The sequence below is a fragment of the Duganella violaceipulchra genome (genome assembly GCF_019166075.1).
Lineage (GTDB): Bacteria > Pseudomonadota > Gammaproteobacteria > Burkholderiales > Burkholderiaceae_D > Rugamonas > Rugamonas violaceipulchra.
This window is the reverse complement of record NZ_JAHTGR010000016.1, coordinates 37,198-50,291: the sequence shown is the minus strand read 5'-3', so window position 1 is coordinate 50,291 and position 13,094 is coordinate 37,198. Positions and strand designations below refer to the sequence as shown.

At 62.6% G+C, this 13,094-nt stretch carries 7 protein-coding genes; 4 read left to right on the top strand and 3 right to left on the bottom strand.

Features of this window, described 5'->3' with window-relative positions; translation table 11 throughout:
- Nucleotides 1–4: 4 nt before the first annotated feature.
- The 3 genes from KVP70_RS25415 (at nucleotide 5) to KVP70_RS25405 (ending at nucleotide 2,500) form a co-directional block, all read left to right on the top strand.
- Nucleotides 5–784 carry a peptidylprolyl isomerase gene (locus KVP70_RS25415; protein ID WP_217945215.1) on the top strand — a complete coding sequence of 260 codons (780 nt, stop codon included), beginning with the start codon at nucleotides 5–7 and terminating at the stop codon, nucleotides 782–784.
- A gap of 103 nt (nucleotides 785–887) precedes the next feature.
- On the top strand, nucleotides 888–1,664 hold the full coding sequence (locus KVP70_RS25410; RefSeq protein WP_217945214.1) for a peptidylprolyl isomerase: 777 nt from the start codon (nucleotides 888–890) through the stop codon (nucleotides 1,662–1,664).
- A gap of 173 nt (nucleotides 1,665–1,837) precedes the next feature.
- Nucleotides 1,838–2,500: a DNA alkylation repair protein gene (locus tag KVP70_RS25405; RefSeq protein WP_217945213.1), complete on the top strand. Its 663-nt coding sequence runs from the start codon at nucleotides 1,838–1,840 to the stop codon at nucleotides 2,498–2,500.
- Between the two features lie 144 nt (nucleotides 2,501–2,644).
- On the opposite strand, the gene purL is transcribed toward KVP70_RS25405, so the two are convergent.
- Nucleotides 2,645–6,694, bottom strand: coding sequence for a phosphoribosylformylglycinamidine synthase (purL, locus tag KVP70_RS25400; protein ID WP_217945212.1), 4,050 nt, complete (start codon nucleotides 6,692–6,694; stop codon nucleotides 2,645–2,647).
- Between the two features lie 268 nt (nucleotides 6,695–6,962).
- Between purL and KVP70_RS25395 the strand changes: the two genes are divergently transcribed.
- Nucleotides 6,963–8,603: a tetratricopeptide repeat-containing response regulator gene (locus KVP70_RS25395; protein WP_217945211.1), complete on the top strand. Its 1,641-nt coding sequence runs from the start codon at nucleotides 6,963–6,965 to the stop codon at nucleotides 8,601–8,603.
- Between the two features lie 261 nt (nucleotides 8,604–8,864).
- On the opposite strand, the gene KVP70_RS25390 is transcribed toward KVP70_RS25395, so the two are convergent.
- Nucleotides 8,865–9,398, bottom strand: coding sequence for a GNAT family N-acetyltransferase (locus KVP70_RS25390; RefSeq protein ID WP_217945210.1), 534 nt, complete (start codon nucleotides 9,396–9,398; stop codon nucleotides 8,865–8,867).
- A complete protein-coding gene (locus KVP70_RS25385) occupies nucleotides 9,395–13,015 on the bottom strand; it encodes a hydantoinase B/oxoprolinase family protein (protein WP_217945209.1) in 3,621 nt (1,206 codons plus the stop codon). The genes KVP70_RS25390 and KVP70_RS25385 overlap by 4 nt, the downstream gene beginning before the upstream one ends.
- Between the last annotated feature and the right edge of the window lie 79 nt (nucleotides 13,016–13,094).

Here is a 13,094-nt window from a genome sequence, read left to right as displayed (position 1 = left end):
AATAATGACTTTCAAGCCAGCCAGTTTGCTGATTGCACTTCTCGCCGTTGCCGCCGTACCTGCTTTCGCACAAAACGTTGCCGTAGTTAATGGCAAAGCCATCCCAACCTCGCGCGTGGACGCAGTGGTCAAGCAAGTGGTCGCCCAAGGCCAGCAGCCTGATTCGCCACAGCTGCGCGATCTGATCAAGAAAGACCTGATCGGCCGTGAAGTGATGATGCAGGAAGCGGAAAAACAAGGCTTCGGTAAAGATGCAGCGGTCAAGACGCAAATCGAAAACGCTCGCCAGGCCATCATCGTCAACGCACTGGTCGGCGACTACATGAAGAAGAACCCGGTTTCGGACGCTGACATCAAGGCCGAATACGACCGCTTCGTGGCCCAGAACGGCGACAAGGAATACCACGTCCGTCACATCATGATGGCAACCGAAGCTGAAGCGAACGACGTGATCGCCAAGATCAAGGGCGGCGCCAAGTTTGAAGAGCTGGCAAAAGCATCGAAAGACACCGGTTCCGCAGCTAACGGCGGCGATCTGGATTGGGCAGTACCATCGTCCTTCCCACCAGCGTTCTCGGCTGCTTTCGTTGGCCTGCAAAAAGGCCAGGTCACCGAGAAGCCAGTTCAAACCCCGAACGGCTTCCACGTGATCAAAGTGGATGATATCCGCGCTGCCAAGCTGCCTACCCTGGAAGAAGTGAAGCCGCAAGTTGCGGAAGCACTGGCCCAGAAGAAATTGCAAGCCTACCAGGAAGAACTGGTCAAGAAAGCAAAAGTGCAGTAATGTTATAGATGAAGGCGGCGCCCTGCGGGGCGCCGTTTTTAATTCTGCGTTGGTACAATGCACCGCCCGAGTGCGATCTCTTGTTTTTTTATAGGATTTAATAATGATGTTGAAGCCAGCCCACCTGTTGTTAGCACTGATCGCTGCCGTTGCAGCACCGGCATACGCGCAAAACGTCGCGACCGTGAATGGCAAGGCCATTCCAGCCGCCAAAGTAGATCAAATGGTCAAGCAAGTGGTCTCGCAAGGCCAGCAGCCTGATAGCCCGCAGCTGCGCGAAATGGTCAAGAAAGAATTGATCGGCCGCGAAGTAATGATCCAGGAAGCGGATAAACAAGGTTTCGGCACCAAGGCTGAAGTCAAGGCGGCCATTGAAAACGCCCGTCAAAGCATTATCATCAATGCGATGCTGGCCGATTACGTTAAAAAGAATCCGGTTAAAGACACCGAGATCAAAGCCGAGTACGACAAGTACAAAGCGGCAATGGGCGAGAAAGAATACCATTCGCGTCATATCCTGGTAGCGACCGAACAGGAAGCCAAGGATATTATCGCCAAGCTGAAGGCCGGCGGTAAATTCGAAGAATTGGCTAAAGTCTCGAAAGACGGTTCGGCCAATAACGGTGGCGATCTGGGCTGGATGGCTCCAGGCAAACTGGTCAAGCCTTTCGCCGATGCGATGATTGCTTTGAAAAACGGCGAGATTACCCAGACCCCGGTTAAAACCGAGTTCGGCTTCCACGTCATCAAACTGGAAGAATCCCGCGCCACCAAATTGCCTACGTTGGAAGAAGTCAAAGGCCAGGTATCAGAAGCGCTGCAACAGCGTAAAATCGCCGCCTTCCGCGATGAGCTGACCAAGAAAGCCAAGATCCAGTAATCTGGTTCCTCGTTTGACTAAAAAGCGTCTCAATGAGGCGCTTTTTTATTTGTGAGGGCGCCGTGCTTTAAAGCCAGAATCTGGCTGGAACGCGCCAAATACTGGCTTGAGTGCGGGGCTGGCAGCGAAATCATCTATACTGTCGCTGATCCGAACCAGCCTGCGATCCCCTGATGAATCCGGAATTCCGCTCAGCCCTCGACTTCGCCCTCACCTGCGCCGCCACACCCGGCCGCGCGCCAGCCATGCGCGCCTACATGCGCGGCCAGTTTGACTTCTTGGGCGTCGCTACGCCGCAGCGCCGGCTGGCCGCCCGGACTTTGCTACAGCAATTAAAAGGCACTGGCGCGGATAACATCCTCCATTACGCCCACGAATTATGGAAGCTACCGCAAAGAGAATATCAATACGTGGCGGTCGACCTGCTTGCCATGCATAACAAGCAATTGGAACTTGCGCACATACCCCCGCTACTCGAATTGGTGCAGAGTAAATCATGGTGGGATACGGTTGACGCGCTGGCTTCGGTAATTAGCGATGTCTTGCACTACCGCCACGACGGCATGGATCGGGCTTTATCCAGCGAGAATATGTGGGTGCGTCGTGTCGCCCTATTGCACCAACTTGGATGGCGCGACAAAGTGGATATAGATCGGCTTTTCGCTTACTCCCTGGCGCTGGCGCACGAGAAAGAATTCTTTATACAAAAGGCTTTAGGCTGGGCGTTACGGGACTATGCGCGATTCAATCCGGATGCGGTTCGCGCATTCACACTTAACGAAAAACAGCGTCTTTCGGCGCTAAGTTATCGCGAGGCGAATAAGCATCTTATTTAAGCCATAAACATCCGGCATCACCTCTGCCTCTTGCCTTGGCGATTGCCAGGATTTTTGAAACGACAATTGAAGCGATATTTACCGCTTGATAGTACGGCAGGATAAAAAAAGGCCGGATCGCTCCGGCCTTTCTGCTTATCTCGCTTACCCGACAAACTTGCGGGCATTGCGGAACATCCGCATCCAAGGCGAATCCTCGCCCCACGATTCCGGATGCCACGACTGCTGCACCGAGCGGAACACGCGCTCGGCGTGCGGCATCATCACGGTGAAGCGGCCGTCGGCCGTGGTCACCGAGGTCAGGCCTTGCGGCGAACCGTTCGGGTTGTACGGATAGGCTTCGGTGGCCGCGCCGCGGTTGTCGACGAAGCGCATCGCTGCCATGGCTTGGTTGATGTTGCCGGTCTGCGTGAAGTCCGCATAGCCTTCGCCGTGGGCGATGGCGATGGCGGTCTGCGTGCCGGCCATGCCGTTGAAGAAGATCGACGGTGAGTCCAGCACTTCCACCATCGCAAAGCGGGCTTCGAATTTCTCCGACTTGTTGGTGGTGAACTTGGGCCACGCATGCGCGCCCGGGATGATGGATTTCAGGTTGCTCATCATCTGGCAGCCGTTGCAGACACCCAGGCCGAAGCTGTCGGTGCGCGCGAAGAAGCGGGCGAACTGCTCGGCCAGCGCGGCGTTGAACAGAATGGTCTTGGCCCAGCCTTCGCCGGCGCCCAGCACGTCGCCGTACGAGAAGCCGCCGACGGCGATGATGCCCTGGAAGTCATCCAGCTTGACGCGGCCGGCAATCAGGTCGCTCATGTGCACGTCGACGGCGTTGAAGCCCGCCTGGTGCATCACGTAAGCGGTCTCGATGTGCGAGTTGACGCCCTGCTCGCGCAGGATCGCAACGCGCGGACGCACGCCGGTCGCCAGGAACGGCGCGGCCACATTCTCGGCCAGGTCGAAGCTGATCTTCGGCGTGATGCCAGGATCGGTGACGTCCAGGATGCGATCGTATTCGGCGTCGGCGCAGGCCGGATTGTCGCGCAGGCGGGCGATACGCCAGCTGGTCTCGCTCCACAGGCGGTGCAGTTCCGAGCGCTGCTTGGTGTAGATGATCTTGGCGTCGCGGGTGAATTCGATCACGCCACGGTCGTTCGGCTTGCCGATGATATGGCTGCATGCGCCCAGGTTGAAGGTGCGCAGCACGTCCATCACCAGCGACTTCTCTTCCGCGCGAACCTGGATCACCGCGCCCAGCTCTTCGGAGAACAGCGCGCGCAGGGTTTGCTCGTTGCGGCGTTCGGCGATCTGGCCGGCCCAGTTCTTCGCGTCGCCCTGGTCGGCGCCGTGGCCCTGCTCCAAGGTCAGGATGTCGAGATTGATCGACAGGCCTGCGCGGCCGGCAAAGGCCATCTCGGTCAGCGTGCCATATAGGCCGCCGTCGGAACGGTCGTGGTAAGCCAGCAGCTTGCCGTCGTTGTTCAGTTGCTGGATGGCGGTGAAGAAGGCCTTCAGGTCTTCCGCGCTATCCACATCCGGCGTCTCGTTGCCCAGCTGCCCCATGACCAGCGACAGCGCCGACGCGCCCATGCGGTTCTTGCCGCGACCCAGATCGATCAGGATGATGGAGGTGTCGCCCGCATCGGTCTTGATCTGTGGCGTCAGCGATTTGCGCACATCGTGCACAGGCGCGAAGGCCGAGACGATCAGCGACACCGGCGACGTGACAGCCTTGGCATCGCCCTCGTCCTTCCAGGTGGTGCGCATCGACAGCGAATCCTTGCCGACCGGGATGCTGATGCCCAGCGCCGGGCACAGTTCCATGCCGACTGCCTTGACGGTGTCGAACAGGGCCGCGTCCTGGCCAGGCTGGCCGCAGGCGGCCATCCAGTTGGCGGACAGCTTGATGTCGGAGATATCCTTGATCGGCGCGGCGGCGATGTTGGTGATCGCCTCGGCGACCGCCATGCGGCCCGACGCCGCGGCGTTGATGACGGCCAGCGGGGTACGCTCGCCCATCGCCATCGCTTCACCCAGGTAGCCTTCGAAGCTCATCGCGGTGACGGCGCAATCGGCCACCGGCACCTGCCAAGGACCGACCATCTGGTCGCGCACGGACATGCCGCCCACGCTGCGGTCGCCGATGGTGATCAGGAAGGACTTGTCGCCAACGGTAGGCAGCAGCAGCACGCGCTTGGCCGCTTCTTCCAGGTCGATACCGGTCAGGTCGATGGCGGGGAATTCGTTTTGCACGTGATGCACATCGCGCAGCATCTTCGGTGGTTTGCCCAGCAGGACATCCATCGGCATGTCGACCGGCTCGTTGCCCAGCTCCGGATCGATCAGCTTCAGTTGACGTTCCTCGGTCGCGGCCCCGACCACGGCGAACAGACAGCGCTCGCGCTCGCACAGCGCCTTGAACATCGGCAGGCTGTCCGGCGCGATCGCCAGCACGTAACGTTCTTGCGATTCGTTGGACCAGATTTCCTTCGGCGCCATGCCGCTTTCTTCCAGCGGGATCTTGCGCAGGTCGAAGATCGCGCCGCGCTTGGCGTCGTTGGTGATCTCCGGGAAGGCGTTCGACAAACCGCCGGCGCCGACGTCGTGGATCGAGATGATCGGATTGTTGGCGCCGAGCTGCCAGCAACCGTTGATCACTTCCTGCGCACGGCGCTCCATCTCTGGGTTGCCGCGCTGGACCGAGTCGAAGTCCAGGTCCGCGGTGTTGGTGCCGGTGGCCATCGACGAAGCGGCCGAGCCGCCCATGCCGATGCGCATGCCAGGACCGCCCAGCTGCACCAGCAGGCTGCCGACCGGGATGTCGTTCTTGTGCGTGTGCTGGCCGGAGATGTTGCCGATGCCGCCGGCGATCATGATCGGCTTGTGGTAGCCGAACACGGTGTCGTGCGCGCCGGCGAACTGCTTGCCGATATTCTGTTCGTAAGTACGGAAGTAACCGCCCAGTACCGGACGGCCGAATTCATTGCTGAACGCGGCGCCGCCCAGCGGGCCTTCAATCATGATCTGCAAGGCCGAGGCGATGCGGTCCGGCTTGCCGTAGGCTTTACCGCTGTTGCGGTAGTCGGCCGCAGGCGCGGTGACGTCGGCGTCGTTTTCCCAGGCTTGAACGGCGCCCGGCAGCATCAGGTTCGACACCGTGAAGCCGGTCAGGCCTGCCTTGGGCTTGGCGCCACGGCCGGTCGCCCCTTCATCGCGGATCTCGCCGCCGGCGCCGGTGGAGGCGCCAGGGAATGGGGAAATCGCGGTCGGGTGATTGTGGGTTTCCACTTTCATCAGCGTGTGGGTCAATTCGGTCATCGGCGCGTATTGCTGCGCTTCGCCCTGCGGGAAGAAGCGCATCACTTCCGCGCCTTCCATGATCGACGAGTTGTCGCTGTAGGCGACGATGGTGCCTTTCGGCTGCAACTGGTGCGTGTTCTTGATCATGCCGAACAGCGACTTCGGTTGCGCGACGCCGTCGATGGTCCAGTCGGCGTTGAAGATCTTGTGGCGGCAGTGCTCCGAGTTCGCCTGCGCGAACATCATCAGCTCAACGTCGGTCGGATTGCGGCCGGCCTTGGTGAAGGCGGCGTCCAGGTAGTCGATCTCGTCGTCCGACATCGCCAGGCCCAGGTCCGTGTTGGCCTTCTCCAGCGCGGCCTTGCCCATGCCGATCACGTCGACCGATTCCAGCGGCTTCGCTTCCAGCGTGCGGAACAGGCCGGCCGCTTCGTCGGGATGGCGCAGCACCGATTCCGTCATGCGGTCGTGCAGCAGCGCTGCCACGGCCTGCACTTCTGCGTCGGACAGCTTCTTGGCGGCGCCGATGCTGCTGCCCAGGATGCCGGTCTTCAGGTTGATGCGGAAGGCGATGCCGCGTTCGACGCGTTTGATGTGCGCCATGCCGCAGTTGTGGACGATGTCGGTGGCCTTGGAGGCCCACGGCGAGATCGTGCCGAAGCGCGGAATGACGAAGAACTCTTCGACGGCGCCATCGGTGTTGTCGGCATGCGCCGGCTCACCATAGGTCAGCAGCGCGCCGAGGCGGCTGGTGTCGTCGGCCGACAGCGGTTCGGCGGCATCGATGAAGTGGACATAGCGCGCCTGGACGGCGGCGACGGCAGGCAGCGCGGCTTGCAGTTGAGTTAACAGGCGTTGGCTACGGAATGCGGACAGGGCGTTGGAGCCCGGCAGAATCAACATGGTTGGAGGATGGTTGATGCAGCGTGGCTGCGGATTAAAGGTAGATGGAGCACGAGATACTTGTAATGCAGAATTTCCTTTGCGCGCATTATACCTCTTACCACGCTGTCTATACAGCGCCAATTCGGACCAAAAAGTGCCGTTGAAGCAACATTTGGAGCCCTTTTGAGGGGGAATATGCCCTAGTCCAGGGCAAACCACCCGGTTTTCATCACATTTTGACTTGCCATGGAGTATGCTAGATTTAACTTTAGCTTGGATGCGTAACATGGCGGAATATAGTGAATTGTCAGTGCTGATCGTGGACCCCAATCCGGGAATGCGCGGCAACCTGCACAACATGCTTAACCAGTCCGGCATCACCAAGATCGATTACGCGGTCAGCTCAGGCACGGCCATCCGCCAGCTGGGCAAGAAACCGTTCGACATCATCCTGTGCGAGTACGACCTGGGCAACGGCAGCGGCGAAAACAACGGCCAGGACGGCCAGCAGCTGCTGGAGGACCTGCGCCACCACAAGCTGATCTCGGCATCGACGATTTTCGTCATGCTCACTTCCGAGGGCGTCTACAGCAAAGTGATCGGCGCGGCCGAGCTGACCCCGACCGACTACGTCCTCAAACCTTTCACCGTGGACGCGCTGATGCAACGCGTGCGCAAGGCGGTCGAACGGCGCGACGTGTTCCTGCCGGTGCACCAGCTGGTCGAGCTGGGCAATATCCGCAAGGCCATCGGCGAGTGCGGCATTGCGGAAGAAAAGAATCCCCGCTACGCCATCGAGTTCGCGCGGCTGCGCGCCGAGCTGCTGGTGTCGCTGGAGGAACTGGCCGACGCCGAGGTGGTGTACCAGGTCATCCTGATGAACCGCCCCATCGCCTGGGCGCATCTGGGCATGGCGCGCTGCCAGTTCGGCCAACAGAAGTTCATCGAGGCGCAGGAAACCTTGCAGGAGTTGCTGATCCAGAACCCCAAGTTCATGGCGGCCTACGATCTGCTGGCACGCACCCACGAGGCGCTGGGCCAGCAGGAAGCGGCCAAAAAGATACTGGAAGACGCGGTGGCGATCTCCCCCAACATGGTGCGGCGCCTGCGGCACCTGGGCGAGGTGGCGTTCGAGACGGGCGATGTCGGCGTCGCCGAGAAGGCGTTCAAGCAGGTGGTGGCCAAGGCCAAGTATTCCGAATTCCGCGATCCGGAAGACCACGTCAAACTGGTCAAGACCCTGGTCAAGAAAGGCGACGCCAACCAGGCCAGCGGCGTGATCCGCGACATGGAACGCTCATTGCGCGGCAGCGCCAACGTCGAGGCCTGCCGCGCGATCGCCGCCGGCCTGTTGCAGGAAATGACGGGCAACATCACCGGCGCGGCGACCGAGCTGACCAACGCTGTCACCGCCATCGGCGCCAGTCGCGGCCTGTCGACCGGCCTGAAAATCGGCCTGGTGCACAGCTGCCTGAACGTCAAGCTGGACCAGCAGGCGTCCGAGCTGATGCTGAACCTGATGAACGATACCGAAAGCGGCGTCTCGATGGACGACGCGGTGCAGGTGTTTGAAAAAGCCGGCCGCCACGACCTGGCCGAAGGCATGGGTGAGCAGATCAAGCATCAGGTGGAGGAACTGATCGCCCACGCGTCCGAACAACGCAGCCAGGGCGACCTGCGGGCGGCGGTCGATACGCTCAGCGCGGCCCTGCGCAAGGCGCCGGCCAATATGGCGCTGCTGCCGGCGGCGACGTCGGCGATACTCAAGCAGCTGGACGATCTGGGTTGGGAAGTGCCGCTGGCCGAACAATGCTCCTTCTTGCTGGAGCGCATGCGCAAGATCGACCCTGCCCATCCTTCGCTGGAGGCGCTGCAGGCCCAGTATTCGCACACCCAGCGCAAATACGGTATCGCCACCACGGCGTAGTTACAAAATCAGTGAGCCGGGGAAATTCGACAGGTGCGAGATCAGGTACCACGTCACAAAATACATGGCACACAGCAGAAAGGCCGACCAGATCGCACGGTGTGCCGAACTGCGTCCACGCAGGAGCTTGAATAGCATGCGCACTGGGTCCTCCCTTCCATCTGTTCATCGAACCAAAACTGTACGCCGCCGGCTTGTGCTGGACAAGCCGGGAATCGCTGGTACTGTTTTGTGATGCCGATGGTATCGACAGGCGCTTCGTCAGTCGGGTATCAAGGAAAAGACATGGGCGTCAACGCTGCGCTCGCGCAGCCTGAGCCGGTTGCGGGCCAGGCATTCGTGCGTGGCGCCGGCCTTGCGTGCCACCGCCAGGCTGGGTTCGTTGCCCGCGGCGACCACGATCTCCACCCGCGATAGTTGCAGCTGCCCGAAGGCGTAGGCCGCAAGCGCCGACGCCGTAGCCACCGCGGCGCCCTGCCGCTGTGCCGATTCGCGTACCCAGTAGCCCAGGTTGCAGAACCCGTGCAAGGCATTCAGCTGGTTCAAGCCGCCGCCGCCGATCAGGGTCTGGCCGTCCGCCAGGAAGATGCCGAATTCGTGGGCACTGCCGTCGGCGCGGCTGGCGTCGCACCATTCAAACCACGACAGCGCCTGCTCTTCGGTGTACTCGGCATGCGCCCAGGACATCCACAGGCCGACACTCGCCATCGATTCGCGCACACCAGCAGCGAAGGCCGGCGCGTCGGCGGCGATGAAGGGGCGCAGCAGGAAGCTACCGGCTGGCAGCGGCCTCATTGCCCACCCTCGCCGCCAACCGGTCCATAGCCGCCGCCGCCCGGCGTTTCGATGATGAACAGGTCGCCGGGCTGCATGTCGGTCTTGCCGATATGCGCCAGCTGCTCGACGCTGCCGTCCGCGCGCAGCACGGTGTTGCGCCCCAGGGCGCCCGGCTCACCGCCGGCCATGCCGAACGGCGCATGGATGCGGTTGTTGGACAGGATGGCCGCCGTCATCGCTTCGAGGAAGCGCACCTTGCGCGTGCCGCCGTTCCCGCCATGCCACTGCCCCGCCCCACCGCTGCCTTCGCGGATCGCGTAGCTTTCCAGTCGCACCGGGAAGCGGAACTCCAGGATCTCGGGATCGGTCAGGCGCGAGTTGGTCATATTGGTCTGCACCACGCTGGTGCCGTCGAAGCCAGGACCAGCGCCGGAGCCGCCGCTGATGGTTTCGTAGTACTGGTACTGCGCATTACCAAAGGTGAAGTTGTTCATCGTGCCCTGCGCCGCAGCCATCACGCCCAGCGCGCCATACAGCGCATTGGTGATGCAGGTCGACGTCTCCACGTTCCCCGACACTACCGATGCCGGATAGCACGGATTGAGCATGGAGCCAGGCGGTATCAGCACCTTCAGCGGCTTCAGGCAGCCCGCGTTGAGAGGAATCTCGTCGTCCACCAGCGTGCGGAACACGTACAGCACCGCCGCCATGCAGACGGCCGACGGCGCGTTGAAGTTGTTCTCCAGCTGTGGCGAAGTGCCGGTGAAATCGATCTCCGCGCTGCGCCCGGCGTGGTCGACCCGCACCGCCACCTGGATCTGCGCGCCGTTATCCAGTTGCAGCGTGTAGCTGCCGTCCTTCAGCGCGCTGATCACGCGCCGCACCGCTTCCTCGGCGTTGTCCTGCACGTGGCCCATGTAGGCTTGCACCACCTCCAGGCCGAAGTGCGCCACCATCTTGCGCAGCTCGTCCACGCCCTTCTGGTTGGCCGCCACCTGCGCCCGCAGGTCCGCCATGTTCTGGTCCGGATTGCGCGCCGGGTAGCGCGCCCCGGTCAGCATGGCGCGCGTCTCGGCTTCGCGCAGCTGGCCGCCGGCGGCGCCATCGACCAACTTGAAGTTATTGATCAACACGCCCTCTTCCTCGATCACGCGCGAATCCGGCGGCATCGAGCCCGGCGTTGTGCCGCCGATGTCCGCATGATGGCCGCGCGAGCCGACGTAGAACAGGATGTCCGCGCCCGCCTCGTCGAACACCGGCGAGATCACCGTCACATCCGGCAGATGGGTGCCGCCGTTGTACGGGTCGTTGAGCATGAAGACGTCGCCGGCGCGCATCTGGCCGGCGTTCTCGCGCATCACGGTCTTGATGCTCTCGCCCATGGAGCCCAGATGCACCGGCATGTGCGGCGCGTTGGCGATCAGGTTGCCGTCGGCGTCAAATATCGCGCAGCTGAAGTCCAGCCGCTCCTTGATATTGACCGAGTACGCGGTGTTCTGCAGACGCAGTCCCATCTGCTCGGCGATCGACATGAACAGGTTGTTGAAGATCTCCAGCATCACCGGGTCGGCGTTGGTGCCGATGGCGCGACGCTCAGGCAGCGCCACCACGCGCCTGAGCACCAGGTGGTCGTGCAGCGTCACCTCCGCCTGCCAGCCGGGTTCGACGATGGTGGTCGCATTCGCCTCGGCGATGATGGCCGGACCCTTGACGATGTCGCCGATGCGCGTGGCGCCCCGCTGATACAGGCTGGTCTGGCGCCACTTGCCGTCGGCGTACATCGGCACCACCGCGTGCGGCATCAGGCCGGACACGCGGCGCGGCGCCGGCTCCACCGATTCCGCCGGCGCGTCGGACTTGCCGATCGCCTCCACCGACACCGCCTCCACGATCAGTGCCTTGGTCGGCATCAGGAAGGAATAGCGCTTGCGGTAGGCCGCCTCGAACTGCTCCTTCATGCTGTCGGCGGTATCGAACAACACGATCAGCGCGGAATCGGTGCCCTCGTAGCGCAGGTGCACGCGGCGTATCAGCACGATGCGTTCGTCCTCCACGCCCTGGTGCTGCAGGTCGGCGCGCGCCTGGCGGCCCAGCGCGTGCAGGCGCGCCTCGAGTTCCACCAAGCCTTCCACGTTCAGGCGCTTTTCCACTGCTGCTTCGCGCATCGCGGTCTGGTCGGCCAGGCCCATGCCGTAGGCCGACATCACGCCGGCCAGCGAATGCACGAACACCGTCGTCATGCCCAGCGCATCGGCCACCAGGCAGGCATGCTGGCCGCCCGCGCCGCCAAAGCTGGTCAGCGTGTATTCGGTGACGTCGTGCCCGCGCTGCACCGAGATCTGCTTGATCGCGTTGGCCATGTTGCCGACGGCGATTTCAATGTAGCCCTCGGCCACCTGCTCGGGCGTGGTCTCCTTGCCGGTGGCGGCCTTGATCCGCGCCGCCAGTTCGGCGAATTTGGCGCGCACGGCGTGGGCGTCGAGCGCCTGCCGGCCTTCGGCGCCAAACAGCTGCGGGAAGTGATTGGGCTGGATCTTGCCCAGCATGACGTTGCAGTCGGTGACCGCCAACGGGCCGCCGCGCCGGTAGCTGGCCGGCCCCGGATTGGCGCCCGCGCTGTCCGGACCGACGCGATAGCGGCTGCCGTCGAAATGCAGGATGGAGCCGCCGCCCGCCGCCACCGTGTGGATGCTCATCATCGGCGCGCGCATGCGCACACCGGCCACCTGGGTTTCGAACACGCGCTCAAACTCGCCGGAGAAATGCGAGACGTCGGTCGAGGTGCCGCCCATGTCGAAGCCGATCACCTTGTCGAAGCCGGCCAACTTGCTGGCGCGGACCATGCCGACGATGCCGCCGGCCGGGCCGCTCAGGATGCTGTCCTTGCCGTGGAAGGCGCGCGCGTCGGTCAGGCCGCCGCTGGACTGCATGAACTGCAGGTTCACGCCCGGCATCTCCTTGGCCACCTGGTCGACATAGCGGCGCAGGATCGGCGACAGATAGGCGTCGACCACCGTGGTGTCGCCGCGCGCGACCAGCTTCATCATCGGGCTGACCTCGTGCGATACCGACACCTGGGTAAAGCCCATCATGCGCGCCATCTCGGCCACCTTGACCTCGTGCGCGTGATAGCGGTAGCCGTGCATGAAGACGATGGCCAGCGAACGCAGGCCCATGTCGTAAGCCGCCGCCAGGCCGGCGCGCGCGGTTTCCATGTCGAGCACGGCGACGGTGTCGCCATGCGCGCCCATGCGTTCGTCGATTTCAATCACGTGGCTGTACAGCAGCTCGGGCAGCAGGATGTGGCGGTCGAACAGGCGCGGCCGGTTCTGGTAGGCGATGCGCAGCGCGTCGCGGAAGCCGCGCGTGATGGCCAGCGCGGTCGGCTCGCCTTGGCGCTCCAGCAGCGCGTTGGTGGCGACCGTGGTGCCCATCTTGACCGCGCCGATCTGCGCCACCGGTATCGGCTTGCCCTTGGCCACGCCCATCATCTGGCGGATGCCGGCGATGGCCGCATCGGCGTACTGCTCGGGATTCTCGGACAGCAGCTTGAGCGTGCGCAGGCGACCGTCGGGCGGGCGCGCCACGATGTCGGTAAACGTACCACCCCGGTCTATCCAGAATTGCCAATCCATGCATGCCTCGTTACGATGACTGAAGCGTATATTGTAGTGGCTCGGCCGCGCACCGGACAGCGGCCTTACAACATAAATT

What these genes read in the sequence shown, in the direction of transcription:
- KVP70_RS25385 (WP_217945209.1), bottom strand. Translation starts at nt 13,015, where the DNA reads ATGGATTGGCAATTCTGGATAGACCGGGGTGGTACGTTTACCGACATC.
- purL (WP_217945212.1), bottom strand. Translation starts at nt 6,694, where the DNA reads ATGTTGATTCTGCCGGGCTCCAACGCCCTGTCCGCATTCCGTAGCCAA.
- KVP70_RS25415 (WP_217945215.1), top strand. Translation starts at nt 5, where the DNA reads ATGACTTTCAAGCCAGCCAGTTTGCTGATTGCACTTCTCGCCGTTGCC.
- KVP70_RS25390 (WP_217945210.1), bottom strand. Translation starts at nt 9,398, where the DNA reads ATGAGGCCGCTGCCAGCCGGTAGCTTCCTGCTGCGCCCCTTCATCGCC.
- KVP70_RS25410 (WP_217945214.1), top strand. Translation starts at nt 888, where the DNA reads ATGATGTTGAAGCCAGCCCACCTGTTGTTAGCACTGATCGCTGCCGTT.
- KVP70_RS25405 (WP_217945213.1), top strand. Translation starts at nt 1,838, where the DNA reads ATGAATCCGGAATTCCGCTCAGCCCTCGACTTCGCCCTCACCTGCGCC.
- KVP70_RS25395 (WP_217945211.1), top strand. Translation starts at nt 6,963, where the DNA reads ATGGCGGAATATAGTGAATTGTCAGTGCTGATCGTGGACCCCAATCCG.